Annotated in this window: 22 protein-coding genes; 10 read left to right on the top strand and 12 right to left on the bottom strand. The window is 70.0% G+C overall.

Annotated elements, in window-relative coordinates; all coding sequences use genetic code 11:
- Positions 1–345 precede the first annotated feature (345 nt).
- A complete protein-coding gene (gene dnaB / locus ACZ3KJ_RS06370) occupies positions 346–1,821 on the top strand; it encodes a replicative DNA helicase (RefSeq protein WP_389518979.1) in 1,476 nt (491 codons plus the stop codon).
- 58 nt (positions 1,822–1,879) lie between these two features.
- Positions 1,880–3,265: a serine hydrolase domain-containing protein gene (locus ACZ3KJ_RS06365; protein ID WP_467525069.1), complete on the top strand. Its 1,386-nt coding sequence runs from the start codon at positions 1,880–1,882 to the stop codon at positions 3,263–3,265.
- 128 nt (positions 3,266–3,393) lie between these two features.
- On the opposite strand, the gene ACZ3KJ_RS06360 is transcribed toward ACZ3KJ_RS06365, so the two are convergent.
- Together ACZ3KJ_RS06360 and ACZ3KJ_RS06355 are read right to left on the bottom strand one after the other, a co-directional pair.
- Positions 3,394–3,846 (bottom strand): GNAT family N-acetyltransferase, encoded by a 453-nt coding sequence (locus ACZ3KJ_RS06360; RefSeq protein WP_467525068.1) that lies wholly within the window; start codon positions 3,844–3,846, stop codon positions 3,394–3,396.
- A 13-nt stretch (positions 3,847–3,859) separates the two neighbouring features.
- A complete protein-coding gene (locus ACZ3KJ_RS06355) occupies positions 3,860–4,324 on the bottom strand; it encodes a MarR family winged helix-turn-helix transcriptional regulator (RefSeq protein WP_467525067.1) in 465 nt (154 codons plus the stop codon).
- A 145-nt stretch (positions 4,325–4,469) separates the two neighbouring features.
- Here ACZ3KJ_RS06355 and ACZ3KJ_RS06350 point away from each other — a divergent pair, with 145 nt between their 5' ends.
- Positions 4,470–5,678, top strand: a complete 1,209-nt coding sequence (locus tag ACZ3KJ_RS06350) for an MFS transporter (RefSeq protein ID WP_467525065.1) — start codon at positions 4,470–4,472, stop codon at positions 5,676–5,678.
- An 82-nt stretch (positions 5,679–5,760) separates the two neighbouring features.
- Positions 5,761–6,180, top strand: coding sequence for a GlcG/HbpS family heme-binding protein (locus ACZ3KJ_RS06345; protein ID WP_467525064.1), 420 nt, complete (start codon positions 5,761–5,763; stop codon positions 6,178–6,180).
- 82 nt (positions 6,181–6,262) lie between these two features.
- On the opposite strand, the gene ACZ3KJ_RS06340 is transcribed toward ACZ3KJ_RS06345, so the two are convergent.
- Positions 6,263–7,129, bottom strand: a complete 867-nt coding sequence (locus ACZ3KJ_RS06340) for a GNAT family N-acetyltransferase (protein WP_467525062.1) — start codon at positions 7,127–7,129, stop codon at positions 6,263–6,265.
- A gap of 699 nt (positions 7,130–7,828) precedes the next feature.
- On the opposite strand from ACZ3KJ_RS06340, the gene ACZ3KJ_RS06335 reads away from it, so the two are divergent.
- Complete coding sequence (locus tag ACZ3KJ_RS06335; protein ID WP_467525061.1) at positions 7,829–9,331, top strand: globin domain-containing protein; 1,503 nt, start codon at positions 7,829–7,831, stop codon at positions 9,329–9,331.
- A gap of 34 nt (positions 9,332–9,365) precedes the next feature.
- Here ACZ3KJ_RS06335 and ACZ3KJ_RS06330 read toward each other — a convergent pair whose 3' ends face one another.
- The 5 genes from ACZ3KJ_RS06330 to ACZ3KJ_RS06310 all read right to left on the bottom strand — a co-directional run bounded on the left by ACZ3KJ_RS06330 (position 9,366) and on the right by ACZ3KJ_RS06310 (position 13,093).
- On the bottom strand, positions 9,366–9,848 hold the full coding sequence (locus tag ACZ3KJ_RS06330) for an NUDIX hydrolase (protein WP_467525059.1): 483 nt from the start codon (positions 9,846–9,848) through the stop codon (positions 9,366–9,368).
- Between the two features lie 88 nt (positions 9,849–9,936).
- Complete coding sequence (locus ACZ3KJ_RS06325; RefSeq protein WP_467525058.1) at positions 9,937–10,842, bottom strand: LysR family transcriptional regulator; 906 nt, start codon at positions 10,840–10,842, stop codon at positions 9,937–9,939.
- Positions 10,843–11,069: 227 nt separating this feature from the next.
- Positions 11,070–12,221, bottom strand: coding sequence for a cystathionine gamma-lyase (locus tag ACZ3KJ_RS06320; protein ID WP_467525057.1), 1,152 nt, complete (start codon positions 12,219–12,221; stop codon positions 11,070–11,072).
- On the bottom strand, positions 12,218–12,709 hold the full coding sequence (locus tag ACZ3KJ_RS06315; RefSeq protein WP_467525056.1) for a low molecular weight protein-tyrosine-phosphatase: 492 nt from the start codon (positions 12,707–12,709) through the stop codon (positions 12,218–12,220). The genes ACZ3KJ_RS06320 and ACZ3KJ_RS06315 overlap by 4 nt, the downstream gene beginning before the upstream one ends.
- Positions 12,710–12,715: 6 nt before the next feature.
- Positions 12,716–13,093, bottom strand: a complete 378-nt coding sequence (locus ACZ3KJ_RS06310) for a phage holin family protein (RefSeq protein WP_467525055.1) — start codon at positions 13,091–13,093, stop codon at positions 12,716–12,718.
- Positions 13,094–13,141: 48 nt separating this feature from the next.
- Between ACZ3KJ_RS06310 and ACZ3KJ_RS06305 the strand changes: the two genes are divergently transcribed.
- The 4 genes from ACZ3KJ_RS06305 (at position 13,142) to ACZ3KJ_RS06290 (ending at position 15,462) form a co-directional block, all read left to right on the top strand.
- Positions 13,142–13,459, top strand: a complete 318-nt coding sequence (locus tag ACZ3KJ_RS06305; RefSeq protein ID WP_389518958.1) for a cupin domain-containing protein — start codon at positions 13,142–13,144, stop codon at positions 13,457–13,459.
- 185 nt (positions 13,460–13,644) lie between these two features.
- Positions 13,645–13,857, top strand: coding sequence for a DUF5326 family protein (locus tag ACZ3KJ_RS06300; protein ID WP_391645679.1), 213 nt, complete (start codon positions 13,645–13,647; stop codon positions 13,855–13,857).
- Between the two features lie 196 nt (positions 13,858–14,053).
- Positions 14,054–14,917: an IclR family transcriptional regulator gene (locus tag ACZ3KJ_RS06295; RefSeq protein WP_467525053.1), complete on the top strand. Its 864-nt coding sequence runs from the start codon at positions 14,054–14,056 to the stop codon at positions 14,915–14,917.
- Positions 14,918–15,015: 98 nt separating this feature from the next.
- Positions 15,016–15,462: an SsgA family sporulation/cell division regulator gene (locus ACZ3KJ_RS06290; RefSeq protein WP_467525052.1), complete on the top strand. Its 447-nt coding sequence runs from the start codon at positions 15,016–15,018 to the stop codon at positions 15,460–15,462.
- A gap of 115 nt (positions 15,463–15,577) precedes the next feature.
- On the opposite strand, the gene ACZ3KJ_RS06285 is transcribed toward ACZ3KJ_RS06290, so the two are convergent.
- Positions 15,578–17,347, bottom strand: coding sequence for a YibE/F family protein (locus ACZ3KJ_RS06285; RefSeq protein ID WP_467525051.1), 1,770 nt, complete (start codon positions 17,345–17,347; stop codon positions 15,578–15,580).
- A 254-nt stretch (positions 17,348–17,601) separates the two neighbouring features.
- On the opposite strand from ACZ3KJ_RS06285, the gene thiC reads away from it, so the two are divergent.
- The gene (gene thiC / locus ACZ3KJ_RS06280; protein ID WP_467525050.1) at positions 17,602–19,398 is read left to right on the top strand and encodes a phosphomethylpyrimidine synthase ThiC; all 1,797 of its coding nucleotides are present in this window, start codon (positions 17,602–17,604) and stop codon (positions 19,396–19,398) included.
- A 213-nt stretch (positions 19,399–19,611) separates the two neighbouring features.
- On the opposite strand, the gene ACZ3KJ_RS06275 is transcribed toward thiC, so the two are convergent.
- The 3 genes from ACZ3KJ_RS06275 to ACZ3KJ_RS06265 all read right to left on the bottom strand — a co-directional run bounded on the left by ACZ3KJ_RS06275 (position 19,612) and on the right by ACZ3KJ_RS06265 (position 23,451).
- Positions 19,612–20,496, bottom strand: a complete 885-nt coding sequence (locus ACZ3KJ_RS06275; protein WP_467525049.1) for a hypothetical protein — start codon at positions 20,494–20,496, stop codon at positions 19,612–19,614.
- Between the two features lie 193 nt (positions 20,497–20,689).
- Positions 20,690–21,772 carry a metallophosphoesterase gene (locus ACZ3KJ_RS06270; RefSeq protein ID WP_467525047.1) on the bottom strand — a complete coding sequence of 361 codons (1,083 nt, stop codon included), beginning with the start codon at positions 21,770–21,772 and terminating at the stop codon, positions 20,690–20,692.
- A gap of 566 nt (positions 21,773–22,338) precedes the next feature.
- On the bottom strand, positions 22,339–23,451 hold the full coding sequence (locus ACZ3KJ_RS06265; protein ID WP_467525045.1) for a LacI family DNA-binding transcriptional regulator: 1,113 nt from the start codon (positions 23,449–23,451) through the stop codon (positions 22,339–22,341).
- Positions 23,452–23,670 lie beyond the last annotated feature (219 nt).

Below are 23,670 nucleotides of genomic sequence, written 5' to 3'. Positions count from 1 at the left end.
TCTGCACAGCCGGTGGACGGTAAAAGCGCAGGTCAGCAAAGTCGTGTGGGGCTGGTAGAGGGCTTGTTCACAGCGCTGTCCACCGGGTCGTGCACAGGTTTGGCGAAGTTCTCCACAGCATCTGGGTCGTCATCCACAGGGGCTGTGGATAACCAGATTGGCTGACGGTGCCCGCGGGCCTACGGTTGTCCGGCGCCCGCTCCGCTCGTCGGCTGTGAAAACTCGCAAATCCGACCCGCAGAACCCTTCGCAGTAACCGGAGTTGGGTCTCTCAGTTGTCAGTGCCGTGCCGTAGGAATGAGAGGCATGGCGAGGTCCGCACCGCGGACGGGAGGAGGTGGCTCGGTGAGCATTTCCGAGCCCTTGGACGATCCGTGGGCCGACAGCGGTCCCAGTGATCGTCTGCCCCCCGCCAGACGGCGCGGTGACGGTGGCCGCGGCCGGGACGAGCAGCACGACCGCGGTCGGGACAGCGGCGCATGGGACGGTGGCGCGGCCTTCGAGCGGGTACCCCCGCAGGACCTCGACGCCGAGCAGTCCGTCCTGGGCGGCATGCTCCTGTCCAAGGAAGCCATCGCCGACGTCGTCGAGATCCTCAAGGGCCACGACTTCTACAAGCCGGCCCACGAAACGATCTTCCAGGCGATCCTCGACGTCTATGCGAAGGGCGAGCCGGCCGACCCCATCACCATCGCCGCCGAACTCACCAAACGCGGCGAGATCAACAAGGTCGGCGGCGCATCGTATCTGCACACCCTCGTCCAGACGGTGCCGACGGCGGCGAACGCCGAGTACTACGCGGAGATCGTGCACGAGCGCGCGGTCCTGCGCCGCCTGGTCGAGGCCGGGACCCGTATCACCCAGATGGGATACGCGGGCGACGACGACGTCGACGAGATCGTCAACCGGGCCCAGGCGGAGATCTACGCCGTCACCGAACAGCGCACCAGCGAGGACTACCTCCCGCTCGGCGACATCATGGAGGGCGCCCTCGACGAGATCGAGGCGATCGGCTCACGCAGCGGTGAGATGACCGGTGTTCCCACGGGCTTCACGGACCTCGACTCCCTCACCAACGGCCTGCACCCCGGTCAGATGATCGTCATCGCGGCCCGTCCCGCCATGGGTAAGTCCACGCTCGCCCTGGACTTCGCCCGGGCCGCGTCGATCAAGCACAACCTGCCGAGCGTCATCTTCTCCCTCGAAATGGGCCGCAACGAGATCGCGATGCGTCTGCTGTCCGCCGAGGCCCGCGTCGCCCTGCACCACATGCGCTCCGGCACCATGACGGACGAGGACTGGACCCGGCTGGCCCGCCGGATGCCCGAGGTGTCGTCCGCGCCGCTCTACATCGACGACTCCCCCAACCTGTCGATGATGGAGATCCGGGCGAAGTGCCGTCGGCTCAAGCAGCGCAACGACATCAAGCTCGTGATCATCGACTATCTGCAGCTGATGCAGGCCGGCGGCGCCAAGCGTTCCGAGAGCCGTCAGCAGGAGGTCTCGGACATGTCCCGGAACCTCAAGCTTCTGGCCAAGGAGCTGGAAGTGCCCGTGATCGCGCTCTCGCAGCTCAACCGAGGCCCCGAGCAGCGCACCGACAAGAAGCCGATGGTGTCCGACCTGCGTGAGTCCGGCTCCATCGAGCAGGACGCCGACATGGTGATCCTGCTGCACCGCGAGGACGCCTACGAGAAGGAGTCGCCGCGCGCGGGCGAGGCGGACATCATCGTGGGCAAGCACCGTAACGGTCCGACGGCCACGATCACCGTGGCGTTCCAGGGCCACTACTCGCGTTTCGTGGACATGGCGCAGACCTGATCGAGCCGGGGGACGAAATGAACTCGACGTCCGCGTTCCGCCCGGGTGCACTGGGGCCATGACCACATTTCAGGAGGAGCTGCTCCCCGGCACCCGGCGTGCGCTGGCGCACCGCATCGCCGTGGCCCAGGCCGAGGGGCGGACGCCGTCGCTCGTAGCCGCCGTCGTACGGGACGGGCGGGCCGTCTGGCACGGGGCGCGGACCTCGATCGACGGACACGGACCCGACGAGACCGTGCAGTACCGGATCGGATCGATCACCAAGACCTTCACGGCCGTTCTCGTGCTGCGGCTGCGTGACGAGGGAGCGCTCGACCTCGAGGATCCGCTGGAGAAACACCTGCCGGGCACCGGCGCGGGGGAGGCCACCATCGCGCAACTCCTCGCACACACCGGGGGACTGGCGGCCGAGACGCCCGGGCCGTGGTGGGAACGGACGCCGGGCACGCTGCGTCCGGAACTCGCCGACGTCCTCGCCGATCAGCCTCTCCTGCATCCGGCGGGTCGCCGGTTCCACTACTCCAACCCCGGCTACGGCCTGCTGGGCGCCCTCGTCGAGGAGATCCGCACAGCGCCCTGGCACGAGGTGCTGCGGCGGGAAGTGCTCGAACCCCTGGGCCTGAGCCGTACCGGCGTGCGGCCAGGGCATCCGCATGCGGGTGGCTGGGCGGTGCACCCGTGGGCCGATGCGATGCTGCCCGAGCCGCTGGAGGACTTCGGGCGGATGGCCGCGGCCGGCCAACTCTGGTCGACGACCGGCGATCTGGCGCGCTTCGCCGCTTTCCTCGCCCGCGGGGACGACCGGGTCCTGAGCGCGGAGAGCCTCCGGGAGATGCGGACGCCCGCGGCGCCGGCGGAGCTCACGGACCAAGTGGACGGCAGCGGCTACGGGCTGGGGCTGCGGATCGAGAACCAGGACGGGCGGCTCCTCGTCGGCCACTCGGGATCGGTGCCGGGATTCCTGGCGAGCCTCATGCTGAGCGTGGCGGACGACGTCGCAGCGGTGGTGCTCACCAACTGCACCTCCGGCCCGGCGGTGTCCTCGGTCGCCTCGGACCTCGTACGCATCGTGGCCGAGGCCGAGCCGAGGATCCCCGAGCCCTGGCGGCCGATGCGGGAGGTCGATCCTGCCGTCCTGGAACTGGCGGGCCAGTGGTACTGGGGTACCACCCCCTTCGCCCTGCGCCTCACGGCCGACGGACTCCTCTCCCTGGGGCCGCTCGCGGGCGGAGGACGGCGCTCACGCTTCCGCCAGGACGGCGAGGGGGCCTGGAAGGGGATGGAAGGGTACTTCGCCGGGGAGGCCCTTCGGGCCGTGCGGCGCCCGGACGGCACGGTGGACCATCTGGACCTCGGGTCCTTCGTCTTCACGCGCCGGCCCTACGACGACCGGGCCGATGTGCCCGGTGGCGTGGACCCGGACGGCTGGCGGGGAATCGGCTAGCCGCCACTGAGCGGGCTCTGCGGCTCCGTGACGCTCCGGGACTGAGGCTCCGCGGCTCTGTTCCATCTGTTCCACGTGAAACAGAGCCGCGTTCCCTTCGGAGCCGTGGACCGCGACCGGAAGGCCTGTCAGAGCTGAAGCTTGAATCCCACGTGCGAGGCCTGGAACCCCAGCCTCTCGTAGAAGCGGTGGGCGTCGGTGCGCGTGTTGTCGGAGGTCAACTGCACCAACTGGCATTGCGCGCGCCGGGACTCCTCGATGGCCCATTCGATGAGACGCGTGCCGAGACCGCTGCCCCGTTCGTCGGCGTGGACGCGCACGCCTTCGATGATCGACCTGGTCGCCCCGCGCCGGGACAGGCCGGGCACGATCGTCAGCTGGAGGGTGCCCACGACGCGTCCGTCGCGGACGGCGACGACCAGCCGCTGGTTCGGGTCGACGCCGATCCGTTCGAGAGCCACCAGATACGGCGCTAGGTCGTCCGGAGACTCCCGCAGTGCACCCAGCGGGTCGTCGGCGAGCATGCCGACGATCGCGGGGAGGTCATCGGCGACCACGGCGCGTATCTCGAGATCTTCCATGGCCGCACCTTAGCTACAGGGCGGCGGGAGCCTTCAGCGATTCCACGACCCGCACCAGCGGAGCCAGCTCCGGGTTCTTCGCCGCTTCGTCGAGGGCCTCACGCAGTGCCGCGTCGTTGGTCGGGCGGGCCTCCCCGAGCAGCTTCAGACCGGCCTCCGTGACATTGGTGTAGATGCCACGGCGGTCGGTGGGGCACAGATAGCGCTCGAGCAGCCCCCTGTCCTCGAGCCGGGAGACCAGCCGGGTGGTGGCGCTCTGGCTCAGGACCACCGCGTCGGCGACCTGCTTCATCTGGAGGTGGCCGCCGTCCCCGTCGTGCTGGCGGCTGAGCACGTCGAGCAGCGAGTACTCGCGCACGCTCAGGACGTGCCGGGCCTGCAGCGCGCGCTCGATGTGGGCCTCGATCCTCCCGTGCAGCAGGGAGAGGGCGCACCAGCCCTGGGCGAGGGCGGTGAGGGCGGGGTCCGTCGCGGTCATGGGTCCTCTTCCTCCGTCCCGGAGCGACTTGACTCCCAGGATAGAGCACCTCCGCAATTGTCGGCGATTGCATGTAGCCCGCGTATGCAACTATTGTGGACGCACGCAAAGCGCACCTGCAATCTTCTGGAGGGTGTACCCCACCATGCCTCTCGCGCTCCTGGCCCTCGCGATCGGGGCCTTCGGCATCGGCACCACCGAGTTCGTGATCATGGGCTTGCTGCCCGAGGTCGCGGGCGACTTCGGGGTCTCCATCCCCACGGCGGGCTTCCTCGTGACCGGCTACGCGCTCGGTGTCATGTTCGGCGCCCCGCTGATGACCGTTCTCGGCACCAAGATGTCCCGTAAGCGGATGCTGATGGTCCTCATGGGGCTGTTCGTCGTCGGCAACCTGCTGTCCTCCGTCGCCCCGTCCTTCTCCGTCATGCTGATCGGCCGTGTGGTCGCCTCGCTCGCGCACGGCGCCTTCTTCGGCATCGGCTCCGTCGTCGCGGCCGACCTGGTCGCGCCGGACAAGAAGGCCGGCGCCATCGCCATGATGTTCACCGGCCTCACCGTCGCCAACGTCGTGGGCGTCCCACTGGGCACCCTCGTCGGACAGAGCGTCGGTTGGCGCGCCACCTTCGGCATCGTCGCCGCCCTCGGCGTGATCGGCCTCGCCGGCATCGCCAGGCTGGTCCCCGAGATGCCCCGGCCCGAGGGCGTGCACCTGCGCCACGAACTGGCCGCGTTCAAGAACGCCCAGGTCCTGCTCGCCATGGCGATGACCGTCCTGGGGTTCGGTGGGGTCTTCGCGGCCATCACCTACATCGCGCCGATGATGACCCACGTGGCCGGCTTTTCCGACGGCTCCGTCACCTGGCTGCTGGTCCTCTTCGGCCTCGGCATGGTCGGCGGCAACCTCGTCGGCGGCAGGTACGCCGACCGCGCCCTGATGCCCCTGCTGTACGTCTCCCTGGGCGCCCTGGCGGTCGTCCTGGCCCTCTTCAGCCTCACCGCCCGTCACCAGGCCCTCGCGGCCGTCACGATCGCTTTGATCGGCGCCTTGGGCTTCGCGACCGTCCCGCCGCTGCAGAAGCGGGTCCTCGACCAGGCGCACGGCGCTCCGACGCTCGCCTCGGCGGTCAACATCGGCGCCTTCAACCTGGGCAACGCCCTGTCCGCCTGGCTGGGCGGTCTGGTCATCGCCGCCGGTCTGGGCTACACCGCCCCCAACTGGGTCGGTGCCGTCCTCGCCGCGGCGGCCCTGCTCCTCGCCGTCGTCTCGGCCGCGCTGGAGCGCCGGGACAGCACCCCGAGCGCCGTCGTCACGGGTTCCGCCCCCGCCGAGCGGCCGACCGCCGTCCACCGCTGAACCGCCCGGCGTGCCATCCGAGGCCACTGCCGCGTTCCCGGTCCGTCCCGTCCCCAGAAACACCCGCAAGGAGAACCTGTCCGTGAGCACCACCGCTGTCGCCCCCTTGACCATCCGCGATGCCGAGGTCCTCGTCGAGGCCGCCCGCCGCGCCGCCGAGGCCGCCGGGGCCACCGTCAGCGTGACCGTCCTGGACGCGGGCGGCCATCTGCTGGCCTTCCGCCGCGACGACCGCGCCGTGCTGATCTCCGGTGAGACGAGCACCCGCAAGGCCTACACGGCGCTCCAGCTGGACACGGCGACCGCCGACCTCGTCGACGCCGTGCAGCCCGGTGGGCTCTTCCACACCCTGCCCACCGCACTCGACCGGCCGTTGCTGTTCATCGCCGGCGGCGTACCGGTCCACCGTGACGGCCGGCTCGTCGGCGCGATCGGGGTCGGCGGCGGCGCACCCGAGCAGGATCACGGCTTTGCCGCCGCTGCCGTGCAGGCCCTCGCCTGACGGCCCTGTTCCGCACAGCGCACACGGAGAACGCCGGCCTCCCACAGCGAGGGGAGGCCGGCGTTCTCCGTGTGCGCGGGTGCTATCCGGCCGCCACGGTCAGCGGGGCGAACCGCCGACTCCAGTCACCCGGCAACTCCGTGGTCCCGTAGGTCATGACGGTGTTGAAGGCGACGGACCGCAGACCCCGCTCCTTCAGCCAGGCCAGCAGATCCGTGTGCCGCACGTCGATGTCCGTGCGCAGGGGCCGGTCCGTGTGAGCGGCGAGCGAGGTGACGAGTGCCTTGGCCGTCTTCGTGTCCCGTGCGATGAGCGGCCCCACCACATGGGTGTCCATGTTGGGCCATGCGGCCGCGTAGCCGATGATCCGGCCGCTGTCCTCGGCGACCCGCATCTGGTCGGCGAAGGCGGGCAGCCGCGCGATCACGAGAGTGCGGTCGGCGCCGAACACCTCCTCGTCGAGCCGGAGGAGGGTGGTGAGGTCCTCGGCCGTGGCCGCACGGGTGAGGACACCGGGCTCCTGAGCCTCCGGTGCGAAGTGCCCGAGCACCATCTCGGCACGTCCGGTGGCTTTGAACCCCAGCTCCTCGTAGAGCGGACGGCCGTTCGGGGTGGCGTGCAGGGTCAGCGGGGTGGCGCCCATCTCGGAGACGACGTGCCGCATCAGGCGTCGTCCGACGCCTTGACGGGCGTACCGCTCGGCGACCAGCACCATGCCGATGGCGCCGAGAGCAGGACGTCCGTGCGGGCCGTACTCGGTGACGACGCAGGCGCTGAGGAGGCCTCCGCCGGGGTCGTCGATGCCGTACCCCTTCCCGGCGCTGAGGAGGAGGCCCCACTTGTGCTCCTCGCGCGGCCACCCCCGGTCCTCTGACAAGTCGGCGCAGGCGGTGAGGTCGCGGTGCGTCAGACGGCGGACGGGAAGAGAGGGCGGAAGAGGTGTCGACACGCAGGTCAGGCTGTCCGACCGGTGCCCTCGGCGTCCACCTCTTTCATCGGTGGAAGCCGTGCTTTTGGCCATGTCGTGACCCGCTCCCCGGCGACATCGGGCCAGGAGGCGTTTCACGTGAAACCTCTCCACAGATCTCGGACAGGGACCTGCTCGTGAAGTGACCGTTTGCAGAGCGGTCGACAGGCGGCATTCATCGGCCCGGACCGTGACTTCCTCCGTAGGGAAAGATCTGTGGAATGCCCATGAATAGCCCTGCGGTGCCCGGTAATTCAAGGAATTGACGGTTCGTTCCCCTGCTTCCTTCGAAGGGAGGGAAGGGGGGACTTGTGTGCGCGGCCGCGCCCGGTATGGTCGACTCCGGTTCGTGTCCGAAGGTGTGGCGCGAGAGCGCTGCACCCCTTCCGCACGAGCCGGGAACGGGGCGATAAAGCCCGAGGGGACGGAGAGATCGAAGACCCGCCATCTCGGTTGTGCGGGCGAGGGGTCCGTAAGGGGTGGGATGCTGCGGTGGGGAGACTGCGGCCCATGTCGCACTCGCCTTCACGACCGTACGCGGCTGGGACACGGGTGGACCGCGACCATATCGGTCGCAGGACGGAGCGGAACGGAACAGCCGCCCGTCCGCGGGGGAAACAGGCACCTTCCGATCGTGCAAGTGCGTAGACCGACCTAGAGATGTTCGAGGCGAGGCACACCATGGACGCTCCGACCACCAGGTCGGCCGACAACGGCACGTCCGGCGGCGGGGACGGCTGGTTCACGCCGCGCAGACAGCCGGCGTCGGCTGCCGACAGCGAGCAGGCACCCTCCGAGGGCCGTCGTCTGGCCGGGCTCCGCCCCATGGGCAGGGGCACGGCGGCGTCGGCGGACGAGGCACTCCGGAGCGAGCCCGCCGAGCCGAGCACCCGCATACCCGGCCAAGACCCTCGACCGGCGGATTCCCGACCACCCGCGCCTCCTTCCCCGCCCGAGGCGTCCGCCGGCGTCCGGTCCGAGCGGGCCGTCGAGCATCGCGGGCACGTCCCGCCTGCGTCCCCCGAAGGACCCCGCGTCCCCACCCAGCGGTCCGCACCCGCCGGGAACGCCTCCCCGGACGCCATCCTCATCCGCCGCACCATGGACGAGGTGGCCCCCGTCGCCGACAAGGTCACCTCGTACTTCTACGCGTTGCTCTTCGTCCGCCATCCCGATCTGCGCCCTCTCTTCCCGCCCGCCATGGACGCCCAGCGAGACCGGCTGCTCACAGCCCTGCTCACCGCCGTCGAGCACATCGACAACACGCCGGTCCTGGTGAACTACCTGCAGAACCTCGGCCGAGGCCACCGCAAGTACGGAACCCGCCCCGAGCACTACCCGGCCGTCGGCGAATGCCTCATCGGAGCACTGAGCAAGTACGCCGGATCCGTCTGGGACGGGGAGACGGAAGCGGCCTGGGTGCGGGCCTACACGACGATCTCCCAGATCATGATCGACGCGGCGGCCGCCGACGAGCTGCGCGCCCCGGCCTGGTGGCACGCGGAGGTCGTCTCCCACGACCTGAGAACCCCCGACGTCGCCGTCCTCACCCTGCGACCCGACCAGCCCTATCCCTTCCGTGCCGGGCAGTACGCCGGCCTGGAGACCCCCTGGTGGCCACGGATCTGGAGGCACTACTCCTTCGCCTCGGCGCCTCGCTCCGACGGGCTGCTGACGTTCCATGTGAAGGCGGTTCCGGCAGGCTGGGTCTCCAACGCGCTGGTGCACCGCGCCCGACCCGGCGACGTCGTCCGGCTGGGTCCTCCGGCCGGCTCGATGACCGTCGACCACACCCGGGACAGCGGACTGCTCTGTGTGGGCGGTGGCACCGGCATAGCCCCCATCAAGGCCTTGGTCGAGGACGTCGCCGAGCACGGCGCCCGCCGCCCGGTGGAGGTCTTCTACGGCGCCCGCAGCGATCACGATCTCTACGACATCGACACGATGCTCAGGCTCAAGCAGTCCTATCCCTGGCTGGAGGTGCGCACCGTGATCGACCGGAACGGCCTGCTCCAGCTCCCCGCCGCCATACGGACCTTCGGCCCCTGGATCGAGTACGACGCCTACGTCTCCGGCCCGCCCGGGATGATCCGCAAGGGAGTGGACGCCCTGCGCGGCGTCGGCATCCCGGTGGACCGCATACGGCACGACTCGGTCGAGGAGCTCGTCGCGGCCGGGCAGTGAACCGGCGGACCAGGCGTCCGCGGGCCGGCCGCGGTCACCCCAGATCGGGCGCGTGCATCGCGCGGACGCCCTCGATATTGCCGTCGAGGTAGTGCCGCAGCGACAGCGGGACGAGATGCACGGAGGCGATGCCGACCCGGGTGAACGGCACGCGCACGATCTCGTACTCGCCGAGGGGCTCGTCGACCTCGGGGCCGTGCCGCAGGGCCGGGTCCATGGATTCCAGACGGCAGACGAAGAAGTGCTGGACCTTCACTCCGGTCGCGCCCCCGTCCGCGCCGATGTGCTCGACGGTGTCGACGAAGCAGGGCACCACGTCGGTGATCTTGGCGCCGAGCTCCTCGTACACCTCGCGGTGCAGGGCGTCGACGACGGACGTGTCCCCCGGCTCGACCCCGCCCCCGGGCGTGACCCAGTAGGGATCGGTACCGGGCTTGGTGCGCTTGATCAGGATCAAATCGTCACCGTCCAGCAGAACGGCGCGGGCGGTGCGCTTGACCACGGGTCGGACGGTCATGGGAGAAATGTGGCCCGGCTGGTTCCACGTGAAACATCACGAAACGTCACCGGATGAGCTCGGATCGTGTGGTTCCTGCCCCACTCGCTCAGCACCAGTCGGCCGCCGCCCTGAGCAGCCAGTCATGGGCCCGGGCGATGTGCGGCATCGCCAGCGTGCCGGTCCGCACCACCAGGACGTACGTCCGCAGCGGAGGCACCGCGGGCTCGTGCAGCGCGACGACGTCACCCCGGTCCAGCGCTGCCGCGCACAGGTAGCGGGGCAGCACTGCCAGGCCGGCGCCCGCGATGGCGCACGCGAGGACCGCGCGCAGATCGGGGACGATGACGGTGCCCGAGGCGGCGGGGCGCGAGTCGAAGACGGAGGCCCAGTAGCGCGAGACGAAGGGCAGCGACTCATGGACCTCGACCACGGGGAGATTCTCCAGAGCGGACGCGCCCGTACGGCGCAGGTTCTGGGCGCCGATCTCCTCGGCCCGGCCCGGAGCGGCGACGAGGACATGCTCCTCGTCGCACAGCGGGGTGGCCGTGAGGAGGGCACCGCGCGGCCGGAGTGTGCCGATGGCGAGGTCGTGGTGTCCCGAGGCCAGCCCCTCCAGGACCTCCTCGGCGGTGCCGAAGGAGGCGCGCAGCTCGAACCCCTGACCGTCGTCCCCGGTCAGCTCGGTGAGCGCGGGAAGCGCTCGCTCCGCGGTGAACTCGGGAGGCCCGGCAAGATGCAGCGTGCGCACGGAGGACTCGTCGTCGAGACCGGTCTCGGCGATCTCGACCAGGGCGTCGAGATGCGGGGCGGCCTTGTGGGCGAGTTCGTCCCCGATGGTCGTCGGCGTGACGCCACGGGCCTGCCGCAGGAACAGGGGGCGCCCCAGTTGTCGTTCCAGTGTGCGGATCTGGGAGGTCACGGCAGGCTGGGACAGGCCCAGCAGGGCGGCGGCGCGGGTGAAGGAGCCAGCCCGGTGCACGGTCACGAAGGTGCGCAGCAAGGCCAGATCCATGGCGCGCGTCCCCTTCCTTTGCCCGTCGTCCGGCCCTGAGGCAGGGCCCAACTATAAATAAGTCGATAGGTCTCTGTCGCTACTGTGATTGGACACTGACACAGAGTCAATTAGCCTTGTTCGCGCGGTTCTTCGCGCGCAGAACCGTGGACGGTCCGAGCCACGAGGGGGGAGGCTCGGACCGTCCGATGTACGTAGCGGGACACCGCCGCGGCCTGGCGCACGCCTCACCGAGCCGACTCCTCCAGCGCTCGCAGCACATCCGCCACCAGGTCCTCGGGATCTTCGGCGCCGACCGAGAACCGGATGAAGCCCTCCGGTACCGCGTCCCCGCCCCAGCGCCCGCGCCGCTCGGCCGTCGACCGCACGCCCCCGAAGCTCGTGGCGTCGTCCACCAGCCGCAGCGCCTCCAGAAAACGCTCGGCACGCGCGCGCGTGGGCAGCGTGAAGGAGACCACGCACCCGTAGCGCCGCATCTGCCGCGACGCCACCGGGTGGGACGGATCGCCGGTCAGCCCGGGATACCGCAGCCCGGTCACCTCGGGCCGCTCCCGCAGCGCCTCGGCGACGGCCAGGGCACTGGTGTTCTGCCGGTCCACACGCAATTGCAGCGTCGCGATCGACCGGTGCGCGAGCCAGGCCTCCATGGGCCCCGGAATCGCCCCGACGATCTTGCGCCAGCGCCGTACGGCCGTCATCGGCTCCCCGGCGTGCCCGGTGACGTACCCGAGGAGGACATCGCCGTGTCCGGTGAGCTGCTTGGTACCGCTGGCCACGGAGAAGTCCGCGCCGAGCTCCAGCGGACGCTGTCCGAGCGGCGTCGCGAGCGTGTTGTCGACGGCCACCAGGGCGCCACGCGCGTGTGCCGCCTCGACGAGCCGCCGGATGTCGCACACGTCGAGCCCCGGGTTCGACGGCGACTCGATCCACAGGAGCCTGGCGCCCTCGAGGACGCCGAGCTGGGCGTCGCCACCGGTCGGGGCGGTGCGCACCTCGATGCCGTACGCCTCCAGCTGGGCGCCGACCAGCGGCAGCGCCTGGTACCCGTCGCTCGGCAGCACCACGGCGTCCCCGGCGCGCAGCACGGAGAACAGCACCGACGAGATCGCGGCCATGCCGGAGGCGAACGCGAGCGTCTCGACGCCGGCCCGTCCCGGTGCCTCGAGCTCGCCGATGGCGCGCTCCAGATGCGTCCAGGTCGGGTTCTCGTCACGGCCGTAGGTGTACGGGCCCGTGGGCTCACCCGGCAGGTGGAAATGGGCGGCGAAGACAGGACCCGGCAGGGTCGGCTCGTACTTCACCGGCTCGGGCAGGCCCGCCCGCACCGCGCGGGTGCCCTCGCCCGCGGGGCGTACGCCGTCCTCGGCGGAACCGTTCACGCCACGCGTCCTTCCGCGTCCTTGCGGACCGAGGCGAGCAGGCCGTCGCTGGCCCGCTCCACCATCTCCAGGCACTCCTCGAAGCCGTCCCGGCCCCCGTAGTAGGGGTCGGGGACGTCGAGATCGTCGCCCGCGGCGGGGTCGTAAGCCCGCAGCAGGCGCACCTTGCGGGCGTCCTCGTCGGTCGGTGCGAGACGGCGCAGGTCCCTGAGGTGGCCGGAGTCCAGGGCGATCACCAGGTCGAGGCGGGCGAACCAGGAGCGCTCGAACACCCGCGCCGTATGGGCCAGGGCGTAGCCGTTCTCCTCCAGGACGGACAGGGCGCGCGGGTCGGCGCCCTCCCCCTCGTGCCAGTGGCCCGTGCCGGCGCTGCCGGCCTCGACCACCTGGTCGAGGCCGGCGTCCGCCACACGCGCGCGGAAGACCGACTCGGCCATCGGGGAGCGGCAGATGTTGCCGGTGCAGACGAAACAGACGCGGTAGGTCATCGCGGCTCAGTCCTTGTCGGGAAGGACGACGTCGAGCGCCCAGGAGACGATGGAGATGATCAGGCCGCCGAGGACCGCGGTCCAGAATCCCTCGACGTGGAAACTCAGGTCGAGCTGCTCCGCCAGCCACGAGGTGAGCAGCAGCATCAGCGCGTTGACGACCAGCGTGATCAGACCGAGCGTGAGGATGAAGAGCGGGAAGGTGAGCACCTTCACGACCGGCTTGACCAGGGAGTTGACGAGTCCGAAGAGCAGCGCCACCAGTATCAGGGTGCCGATCTTCCTGCCGGTGCTGTCACCGGTCAGGGTGATCTTGTCCAGCAGCCAGAGGGCGACCGCCAGGGCACCCGCGTTGGCGATCGTCTTGACTACGAAATTCTTCATGTGTCTGATCGTGGCAGAAGAGATCGGCTGCGAGCGTGGGCGAGGGCGATGAAGGCATTCCGGCTGGACGAACTGGAGGCGGAGCGAGCCGCCAACGACGGCGCCTACCTGCAGTTCCTGCGGGAACGGAACATGTCGGTGGGGCTGTACGCGCTCGATGCCGGGGATCACGATCCACAGAACCCGCACCACCAGGACGAGGTGTACTTCGTCGTCAGCGGCCGGGCCTCCCTGACCGTCGGTCTGGAGACCACCCAGGTCGCCCGTGGCAGCGTCGTGTACGTGCCGGCCGGGGTCGCCCACAAGTTCCACCACATCAGCGAGGACCTGCGCGTCCTGGTCGTGTTCTCGCCCCCCGAGGGGTGATCGTCTCCACCCGTGAGCCGATGCGCGGCTCGGGGTTCCCTAGGGGACCGGTCAGGGGAGGACAAGGGGTGAGAGGCCCCCGCCGGCACATCCTTCGGACCTAGCATCGACGGCAGGACATCGACAAGGATCCGGCCCGTCACAGGAGCCGGACACCGGCCCGGACGAGAATGAGGACGAGGGAGATGCGAGAGATCTTCGCGGGACTGCCGTGGTGGGTGAAGTGGGTGGCGGTGCCGGTCATCGCCCTGGTCGTCTTCGGCGGCCTGATAGCGAGCGTCGTCGGCTTCGTGATCGGCCTGCTCTTCAAGCTGCTGGTCTTCGTGGCGCTGGTCGGCGGACTCATCTACGTCGTCAGGAAGTTCACGTCGAGTTCCAGCTCGCGCGGCGACTGGTGAGCGGTGCGGGAGATGAGTGACCGGTAACGGGACTCGCCGGTTCCCTCGGCCGGGGGAAGTTTCCCGTACGTCCCGTCCGCGAGCGGTGGCGGAGGGTTAAAGTCCGGAGCCCGACGCGGGGGACGACCCCGCGAGCGGCGCATCCCCCTCCCGTGTTTCCCGCACGGGCCGCCCTCTCGCGCTCCGGGAGTGACCCTTGGCCACGGTTGACACCGCATCGCCGAATCCGTTCACGACCCCCACCCGGCCGTGCTCCACCGCGCCCCCGCACCAACGCCCGCCGAACGGCTGCGTTCCCGAGCAGCCGCATCCCGCGGCCACGCTCATCGGTTCCGTACAGCGCGCGATGCGCCTGCTGGAGACCGTCGCCGAACACGCCTGCGGGGCTCCCGCCAAGCAGCTGGCCCGGGAGACCGGCCTCGCCCTCCCCACGGCGTACCACCTGCTGCGCACCCTCGTGCACGAGGGCTATCTGCGCCGCGACAAGGGGCTGTTCTTCCTCGGGGAGTCAGCCGTGCGACTGGGCAGCAGCGGGGCGGCGCAGAAACGTCGCAGCACGGTTGTCGACACCCTCGCCCACTGGCGCGATTCGATCGGTGTTCCGGTCTACTACGCCGTGTACCGCGACGGCGAGATCGAGGTCATGTGCGTGTCCGACACCCCGGGCAACCCGGCGGTCGAGGAATGGGCCGACTTCCGTGAAACCGGTCATGCGCACGCCATCGGCCAGTGTCTGCTCTCCCAGCTCGACGAGGACTCCCGCCGTGACCACCTGGACCGCTACCCGGTGCAGTCCATCACCCCGTACACAGTCCGCGACGAGCACGTCCTGATGCGTCGACTGGCCCGTGTGCGCCGGATGGAGACGGTCGTCGAACGGCAGGAGTACGCGCTGGGCACGGTCTGCGCCGCGATCCCGATCACCGTGGGCACGACCGCGGCCACGATGGCCATCTCCCTGCCCGCCCACCAGGCGGACCGGCTGTCGGCGGCGGCGCGGCAGTTGCAGGACGAGGTCGGACGGATGCTGGGCTCGCTGGCGATCTCTATCAGTATCTGAAAACTCACTCCTTGTGATCTGCCGTGCACTTTCAGCAAGATGCCCTGACAGTCAGGGGTTCAATCCCAGCCAACCGACGGCCACGACGGGGTAAGGCGATGCGAGAGTCCGTGCAAGCAGTCCAGGCAGAGGTCATGATGAGCTTTCTCGTCTCGGAGGAGCTCTCGTTCCGCATCCCTGTGGAGCTGGGCTACGCCACCTGTGATCCTTACGCCGTCCGGCTCACTTTCCACCTTCCCGGTGACGCCCCGGTGACATGGGCGTTCGGGCGGGAGCTGCTCATCGACGGGGTGGGCAGACCGTGCGGCGAGGGGGATGTACGGGTCTCTCCGGTCGACCCGGATTCCCTGAGCGAGATCCTGATCCGGCTTCAGGTCGGTGGCGATCAGGCGATCTTCCGTTCCTCGACGGCTCCGCTCGTAGCCTTCCTCGATCGCACGGACAAGCTGGTGCCGCTGGGCCAGGAGGGCGCGCTGGCCGATTTCGACGCCTACCTGGACGAGGCGCTGGACCGGATCCTGGCGGAGGAGCAGAGCACCGGCTGAGCGGTGCGCACTGAAGCGCTGGCGTAACGCTTCAGCAGGGGCCGAGTCATTGCAGTAACGCTTCTTCTGGGCGGTCCGAGCCGGTCGCCGTTGCCGGCTCGGACCACTGGTCGCCTCAGCGCTTGCGACGTCTCCCCCTGCCACCGCGGGGGACCTGAGGAGCGGCACCCGTCGCACCGGCCGACGCCGGGTCCGCCGCCACTCCCGGTGCCACCCCTGGAGCCGCCTCGGTGGCCGTCCCGGGCCCGGGACGGTCGGCCGACACCACCAGGGCCGCGAGGGCCGTGGTCACCGGCACCGACGCGACCAGACCGATCGAGCCCACCAGCGTGCGCACGATCTCCTCGGCGACCAGTTCGCTGTTGGCGACCGTGCCGACGCTGCTCTGGGCGATCGAGAAGAGCAGCAGCAGAGGCAGCGCGGCACCGGCGTAGGCGAGGACGAGCGTGTTGACCACCGACGCGATGTGGTCACGGCCGATCCGGATGGCGGCCCGGTACAACCCGCGCCAGCCCATCGAGGGGTTGGCCTCGTGCAGCTCCCAGACAGCCGAGGTCTGGGTGACCGTCACATCGTCCAGGACACCGAGCGAACCGATGATGATGCCGGCGAGCAGCAGACCGCTCATGTCGATCGACGGATACAGCCCGTGGATCAGACCGGTGTTGTCGTCCGTGTTGCCGGTCAGGGCGGCCCAGTCGATGAACCACGAGCCCAGGAAACCGATCAGCAGCAGCGAGACGAGTGTCCCGAGCACCGCGACCGAGGTGCGGGCCGAGAGTCCGTGACACAGGTAGAGCGCGATCAGCATGATCGCGCTCGCTCCCACGACCGCCACGACCAGCGGGTTCGAGCCTTGAAGGATCGCGGGCAGGATGAAGAAGTTCAGGATCAGGAAACTGATGGCCAGTGCCACCAGTGCCATCACGCCCCGCAGCCGCCCGACGAGGACGACGGCGACGGCGAAGATGGCGGCGAGCACCGCCAACGGGACACGGCGGTTCACGTCGGTGACCGAGTACTGCAGGTCCTTCGGCGCGGAGGGCTCGTAGGCGACCACGACCTTCTGGCCCTCGTGCAGTTGCCGTGACTGGTCCGGCTGCACGATCTCCGTGAACGTACGGCCCTTGTCGTCGCCGGTGTCCACCCGGATCGTCGCCCGCTTGCAGGTGCCGTTCTCCTGCTGCTCCGCGGAGGAACCCTCGGCCGTCGAGGTGTCGCCGGTCGCGGTGGCGCCCGAGGCGTTCACCGACGAGCAGCTGACGCTCACCACCTTGGTGACCGTCGCGTGCTGCGTCTGCCGGTCGAAACCCACCCCGGTGCGCTCGTGCGGCGGAGCACCGCCGGGCCACAGCACGACAAGGCCGGCGAGCACGGCCACGGCAAACGGGATGAGAACGGCCGCGATGACCTTGCGCAGATGCTGGGAGACGGGGGCGGCCGGGCCGTGGCTGTGCGAGTGCCCGTGCCCTCCACCGGAGCCCTGGCCGTGTCCTCCGCCACCAGGACCGGGGCCATGCCCGCCGCCCGGACCGCCGCCGTGTCCACCGCCGAGTTCGTCACCCGGGCCATGCCCATGGCCGTGCCCGCCGTTGTGGGAGCTGCCCGGTCCGTGCCCGCCGTTGCGGGGACCGACCGGTCCGTGGCCGCCACCGAAGCCGGAGCGGCCCTCTCCGTACCCGGACACCGGGGCGCGCCCGCCCTGGGCATGGGGACTGGCTTCAGGAACGGTTCCAGGACCGTGACCGGCGCCCGGACCTGAAGCTGGGTGAGGGCGTGGCCCTGGACGCGGCCCTGGCCCAGGACCGGAATCAGGACCGTCTCCGGCACCCGGTCCGCGAGGCGGTTCGGGTGGTGGATACGGGGGGTGGTGTGTCGTGGTCACCGACCGATCATCGCAAGAACGACAGGGGCCCCCTGTTCACCGCGCCCGAATTGCCGCTAGCGTGGGGGCAACCTTTGCACACGCGGGAGCTCGGAGCACCGGGCTGAGAGGGCGCTGACCTCCGTCTTCGCGATGTTTCACGTGGAACGTCACTGGAACCGAGTGATGTTTCACATGGAACGTCGGCGGACGGTAGCCGCTGCGTCGACCGCTGAACCTGTTACCGGGTAATGCCGGCGTAGGGAGTAGGTCTCATGACCATCAAGGACGCACGCACGCCTGCCTCCACGCAGATCTCTGCCGAGATCTCTGCCAACGGGGAGGCCGGGAAGTCCATCGGCTGGCACAAGGCGTATGTCGAGGGCGCGCGCCCCGACCTGCGGGTGCCGGTCCGTCAGGTGCATCTCACCAACGGGCAGTCGGTCACGCTGTACGACACGTCCGGCCCGTACACCGATCCGCTCGTCGAGACCGACGTCCGCAGGGGCCTGCCGCCGCTGCGGGAGAACTGGATCATCGCCCGCGGGGACACCGAGGAGTACGCGGGCCGCCCCGTCCGTCCCGAGGACGACGGCATCAAGCACACCTCGCCGCGCGGCGGTCTGCGGAACCTGGACGCGGTCTTCCCCGGACGGCCCCGACTGCCGCGCCGTGGCCGGGACGGCAAGGCGGTCACCCAGCTCGCGTATGCGCGCCGAGGCGAGATCACACCCGAGATGGAGTACGTGGCCCTCCGGGAGAACGTGGCACCCGAGGTGGTGCGCGAGGAGATCGCGGCGGGCCGTGCGGTCCTGCCCGCGAACGTCAACCACCCGGAGATCGAGCCGATGATCATCGGCAAGCGGTTCCTGGTGAAGGTCAACGCCAACATCGGCAACTCGGCGGTGACGTCCTCCATCGAGGAGGAGGTCGAGAAGATGACCTGGGCGACCCGCTGGGGCGCGGACACGGTCATGGACCTGTCCACCGGTCGCAACATCCACACCACCCGTGAGTGGGTGCTGCGCAACTCCCCCGTTCCCATCGGCACGGTGCCGCTGTACCAGGCACTGGAGAAGGTCGACGGCAGGGCCGAGGAACTGACCTGGGAGATCTACAAGGACACCGTCATCGAGCAGGCCGAGCAGGGCGTGGACTACATGACCGTCCACGCGGGCGTCCGGCTGCCGTACGTCCCGCTGACCGCGAACCGCAAGACCGGCATCGTCTCGCGCGGCGGCTCGATCATGGCGGCGTGGTGCCTGGCCCACCACAAGGAATCGTTCCTCTACGAGCACTTCGAGGAGCTCTGCGAGATCCTCGCCGCCTACGACGTCACGTACTCGCTAGGAGACGGTCTCAGGCCCGGTTCGATCGCCGACGCCAATGACGAGGCACAGTTCGCCGAACTGCGCACTCTGGGGGAACTCAACCGGATCGCGAAGCGTTTCCATGTGCAGACGATGATCGAGGGCCCGGGACATGTCCCGATGCACAAGATCAAGGAGAACATCGACCTTCAGCAGGAGATCTGTGATGAAGCTCCGTTCTATACGCTCGGCCCGCTGACGACGGACGTCGCGCCGGCGTACGACCACATCACCTCCGGTATCGGTGCCGCGATGATCGCCTGGTGGGGCACGGCCATGCTCTGTTACGTCACGCCGAAGGAGCACCTGGGCCTGCCCAACCGTGACGACGTCAAGACCGGCGTCATCACGTACAAGATCGCAGCCCATGCGGCCGACCTCGCCAAGGGGCACCCCGGTGCGCAGGAGTGGGACGACGCGCTGTCCGACGCCCGCTTCGAGTTCCGCTGGGAGGACCAGTTCAATCTGGCCCTCGACCCGGACACGGCCCGTGAGTTCCACGACGAGACCCTGCCGGCCGAACCGGCCAAGACCGCTCACTTCTGCTCGATGTGCGGGCCGAAGTTCTGCTCGATGAAGATCTCCCAGGACATTCGCCGTGAACATGGAGGCTCACGTGCGGAGATCGAGGAAGGGATGGCGCAGAAGTCGCAGGAGTTCGCGGCGGCGGGCAATCGTGTCTATCTGCCGCTCGCGGACTGACATCGAATCCTCAGCGGTCCGGGGCGGCGCGAGGCCGCCTCGCGGTCAGGTCCACGGCTCGGCCCGCGGCTCGGCCTGTGTCGGCGGAGGCCGTAGGTGTGCCGGTGGCGCGAGACGCTCCTTGAGGTGAGGGGGCGAGCCGGGCTCGGGCCGGACCGTACCCAGCCGGGTGTACGGCTTGCGTCCCCTTGGGTGGGGGCGCAAGCCGTGGGCCTATTCCGGCTGGTGTTCGGGCCCTCCGAAGTCCGGGCTGGTGTAGTCCGGGCTGGTGTAGCTCGGGCGGGAGCCGGTCGAGCGCCCGTCGTCCGGGCTGCTGAAGCCCGGACGGTCGTAGCCGATCTTCGGCAGACGGCCGGGGGGCGCCTGTGGGGCCGGGTCGCTGTGCAGTGCGGCGGCCGTGCCCGGGTTGACGAGGGCCTCGCGCAGGAACGGCATTATGCCCCGTTCCAGCAGGGCTTCTCGCCAGGCTTCCCTGGCGCGGGTCACCTCCTCGCTCAGTTCGGCGTACGGACCGGCCTCCAGTGTCGGCCGGTTGCGCAGGGCCGTGAGGAGGAGTCCCACGGTGGCGACGAGGATCGCGGCCGCGGCGATGGCTCCGAAGGCCCAACCGGTGGTGAGCATGGCCTGGGCGAACGACTGCCCGGGGTCGAGCATCTTGAGGACGTAACCGACGAGCAGGAAGATCACCGCGGCGGTGCCGGCGAGGACGGGGGTGAGGACGGCGGCGATGGCCACGGCGCCCGCCCCGGCGCCCTCGGCGGCCTGGGCCGCGTCGCCCATGGTGGCGGCGAGCCCCATCCCGCCCACGTCCGGCTCGCCGTGGCCGGACTCCTGGGTGGGTGAGGACGAGGTGGACGGCGTCGGACGCCGCAGTTCCTCACGGACCTTCACGTAGTACTGGTATTCGGTCGCCGCGGCCGCCGTGATGAGAGCGGTGGCGTTGAGCGCCATGGTGCGCAGTTGTTCGGCGTTGAGCCGCTGTCCGACAGCGGTCAGTTCCGGGTGGTGTGGTGCGGAGCGCAGCGCCTCGTCGAGGACCCGCTCGTACTCCTGGCGGTCCTCGCTGTGCAGGTGCTGCGGAACGCTGTTCATGTGCATCCCCCGATGCTCCGTAGGGCTTGGGGCTCGCATGCCAACGAGCCGTCGGGCAGAAACGGAGGGGAGCCTGCTACGGATAAGCCGATGGTAGAGCGGCGACGGCCCGGGGTGACAGGGGGTTCGCGGAAATTGGCCCCTGGCCTGCGGGGTCGCCGGACGCGTCCGACGCGGGGGACGGCGGGTGCGTGAACGGTCAGTCGGTGAGCGGCAGTTGCTGGACCAGCAGCTTTCCGGCCATCGTCACGCCGCCGTCCATCGCGATGGCCAGTCCGTCCGCGTAGACGTGCGGTCCTTCGACCACCGGGCCGGACGCGTCGTCGTCGTCCTCGGAACCGACCTCGCCCGTCAGGTACGGAATCGGGCTGTGGCCGTGAACGATACGGGTGCCGCCGTACGTATCCAGCAGGGAGCGGACGGCGTCGGCGCCGCCCTCGTCGCGGAAGGAGAAGCGCTTGGTGAACTTGCGGAACAGATCCCACACTTCGTCCGCGTCGTTGCGGGTGAGCGTCTCGCGGACGGTGTCGTTGACCGCCTCGATCGAGTCGCCGTAGTCGAGATAGGCGGTGGTGTCGGAGTGGACGAGCAGGTGGCCGTCGACCTCCTCGACGGCGTCGAGGCGGGCCATCCACTGCAGATGGTGGTCCTGGAGGCGGTCCATGTCGGACTTCTGGCCGCCGTTGAGCAGCCAGGCCGCCTGGAAGGTGGCGGTGCCCGCGCCGGAGTTGACCGGGGTGTCGCCGAAGCGCTTGGCGCCGATGAGGAGGAGCTCGTGGTTGCCCATGAGGGCCTTGCAGTAGCCGCCGGCCGCGGCGGCCTCGGCGGACAGCCGCATCACGAGGTCGATGACGCCGATGCCGTCCGGACCGCGGTCGGTGAAGTCGCCGAGGAACCACAGCCGGGCGGTGCCCGCGCACCAGTTGCCTGCCGCGTCGATCAGGCCTTTCTCCTGCAGGGCGGCGACCAGCTCGTCGATGTAGCCGTGCACGTCACCGACGACGAACAGCGGACCGGGGCCGTTCGCGGGCAGTGGGGCCTGGACGGTGGCGGGGTCCACGGTCACCTGGACGGTGTCGCCCCGGTTGATGACGGGCAGATCGCGCTGGGTGGGCGTGTAGCCCTCGGGGTGCTCCAGCGGCTCCTCGATGGGCGGCGCGGCATTCCCGGGATGGCTGCTGTGGGCGTACGGACCGGTCTCGTGGACGTACGCGGGCACCCGGAAGTCGCGCAACGTCGCCGTCCGCTCCACCTCGGGTCCCTGACCGGCCCCCTGAGTCATCAGACCCCTCCACCATCGCGCCGCATCTGCACCGCCTCGGACTGCCTGGTCCCAACGGCCCGCGGTGCCGTGGGCCCATCATAGGAATGCGGATCGTGCCGTGTGATGACCCAGGGGTGGTGAATCGGAGCAAGGCTCCGGTTCACCGCGGCTTTCGCCCCGATTGGGGCGGGCTTCGGCAGTCGGTGTGCACCCGGCGCACACCGTGCCCACACCCTCGCCCCACGCACCTCTGACGTCACGATCGGAGTCCAGGGTACGTACGAAGGCTCCCCGAGGCCGAATCCGCGCCCGGTCGTCGCTCGTGTCCTGGTTCCCGTCGCCGGTGCCCGTGGCCGCTGCCGCGGTCTCGCGAGCCTCCTGTCGCCGATGCCGCGGGCGTCCGGCGCCCGCAGTGGCGGGCCGCCGTACGCGTTTCCGGCCCGGACGCCGGTCCCAGGGGCCCGACCGGACGCCGGTCTCGCCGGGCCCGCACCGGACGCCGCCCCACCGGGGCTTGACACGCGTCCCGTACCCCGGCCGGCCCCGGGGGGCGGCGGCCCCGCGGGGGACGTGCCCGCGGGGCCCTACGTCTCCTCGGGCGCCCTCGGTGGACTGACCGTCGTCCGCTGTGTGCGTCGCTGGGACGAGGTACGCACGATCAGTTCGGTCGGTATCACCTGCTCGACGGGCTGGTCCGCTTCGACGCCCTCGATGGCGTCGATGAGGAGCTGCACCACGGCCGTACCGATGCGGCGCGGTTTCAGGGAGAGCGTGGTGATGGGGGGCTCGGTGCTGGCGTACACGGTGGACTCGCTGCAGCACACCAGCAGCAGGTCCTCCGGGACGCGCAGCCCGTAGCGGCGGGCGGCGGCGAGCAGGTCGGTGCCGTTGGGGTCGAACAGGCCGTAGACGGCGTCGGGGCGGTCGGGGCGCGCCAGCAGCCGGTCGGCGGCGACGGCGCCCGCGCACGGGTCGTGGGCGGGGTAGGCCTCGTAGACGGGGTCCTGGCCGACCCGTTCGCACCAGTGCAGGTAGGCGCTGGTCGACAGGTGGGTGTACGTGTCGGTGGTGGTGCCGGTGAGCAGGCCGATGCGGCGGGCGCCGGCGTCGGCGAGGTGGTCGAGGATGTCGAGGACGGCGGCCTCGTGGTCGTTGTCGACCCAGGCGGTGACCGGGAGAGCGCCGGCCGGCCGGCCGTCGGAGACGACGGGTAAACCTTGCCGGACCAGCTCGCTGACCACGGGATCCTCGTCGGACGGGTCGATGACGACCGTGCCGTCCAGGGCGACGTTCGACCACACGTCGTGGCGGGAGGTCGCGGGCAGGATGACGAGCGCGTAGCCGCGGGCCAGGGCCGCGGAGGTCGCGGCACGCGCCATCTCGGCGAAGTACGCGAACTCGGTGAAGGTGAAAGGTTCATCCCCGTACGTGGTCACGGTCAGGCCGATGAGGCCGGACTTGCCGGTACGGAGGGTTCGGGCCGCGGCCGAGGGCCGGTAGCCCAGTCGGTCGGCGACCTCACGGACATGGCGTCGGGTGGCATCGGGGAGCCTGCCCTTGCCGTTGAGGGCATCGGAGACGGTCGTGATGGAGACTCCGGCGGCGGCGGCCACGTCCCTGATGCCCGCTCGGCCCGGCCGACCGCCTCGGCGTGATGTTTCCGCGCGGCTCACCTGGTGCTTCCCTGCTGCTGTCATGGCGAGCCGATAGTAGGGCTCATCCGGTGGGGTAGGGCGGACGCATATGCACGCGTTGACAGGCACGTTTCTGCATGGCCGTTAGTGGTCAAACGCCTTTGAAAGCAAGTCATTTCAAGGGTCCTATGCCAGGACGTGGGGTGTGGGCAGGGATGAGCCTGCCAACGCATCGATGTCTCGAAGAGGTCTCAACTCACCTGCACGAGGGACGCGCGCCAC

The sequence above is a fragment of the Streptomyces sp. NPDC003248 genome (genome assembly GCF_055563235.1).
The sequence above is the reverse complement of the archived record's forward strand: the minus strand, read 5'-3'. Positions and strand labels throughout refer to the sequence as shown.

Coding starts and splice junctions, on each gene's coding strand:
- ACZ3KJ_RS06360 (WP_467525068.1), bottom strand. CDS start 3,846: ATGGAAGATCTCGAGATACGCGCCGTGGTCGCCGATGACCTCCCCGCG.
- ACZ3KJ_RS06290 (WP_467525052.1), top strand. CDS start 15,016: ATGCGAGAGTCCGTGCAAGCAGTCCAGGCAGAGGTCATGATGAGCTTT.
- ACZ3KJ_RS06325 (WP_467525058.1), bottom strand. CDS start 10,842: ATGGATCTGGCCTTGCTGCGCACCTTCGTGACCGTGCACCGGGCTGGC.
- ACZ3KJ_RS06350 (WP_467525065.1), top strand. CDS start 4,470: ATGCCTCTCGCGCTCCTGGCCCTCGCGATCGGGGCCTTCGGCATCGGC.
- thiC (WP_467525050.1), top strand. CDS start 17,602: ATGACCATCAAGGACGCACGCACGCCTGCCTCCACGCAGATCTCTGCC.
- ACZ3KJ_RS06315 (WP_467525056.1), bottom strand. CDS start 12,709: ATGACCTACCGCGTCTGTTTCGTCTGCACCGGCAACATCTGCCGCTCC.
- ACZ3KJ_RS06365 (WP_467525069.1), top strand. CDS start 1,880: ATGACCACATTTCAGGAGGAGCTGCTCCCCGGCACCCGGCGTGCGCTG.
- ACZ3KJ_RS06355 (WP_467525067.1), bottom strand. CDS start 4,324: ATGACCGCGACGGACCCCGCCCTCACCGCCCTCGCCCAGGGCTGGTGC.
- ACZ3KJ_RS06305 (WP_389518958.1), top strand. CDS start 13,142: ATGAAGGCATTCCGGCTGGACGAACTGGAGGCGGAGCGAGCCGCCAAC.
- ACZ3KJ_RS06270 (WP_467525047.1), bottom strand. CDS start 21,772: ATGACTCAGGGGGCCGGTCAGGGACCCGAGGTGGAGCGGACGGCGACG.
- ACZ3KJ_RS06330 (WP_467525059.1), bottom strand. CDS start 9,848: ATGACCGTCCGACCCGTGGTCAAGCGCACCGCCCGCGCCGTTCTGCTG.
- ACZ3KJ_RS06335 (WP_467525061.1), top strand. CDS start 7,829: ATGGACGCTCCGACCACCAGGTCGGCCGACAACGGCACGTCCGGCGGC.
- ACZ3KJ_RS06300 (WP_391645679.1), top strand. CDS start 13,645: ATGCGAGAGATCTTCGCGGGACTGCCGTGGTGGGTGAAGTGGGTGGCG.
- ACZ3KJ_RS06265 (WP_467525045.1), bottom strand. CDS start 23,451: ATGACAGCAGCAGGGAAGCACCAGGTGAGCCGCGCGGAAACATCACGC.
- ACZ3KJ_RS06310 (WP_467525055.1), bottom strand. CDS start 13,093: ATGAAGAATTTCGTAGTCAAGACGATCGCCAACGCGGGTGCCCTGGCG.
- ACZ3KJ_RS06275 (WP_467525049.1), bottom strand. CDS start 20,496: ATGCACATGAACAGCGTTCCGCAGCACCTGCACAGCGAGGACCGCCAG.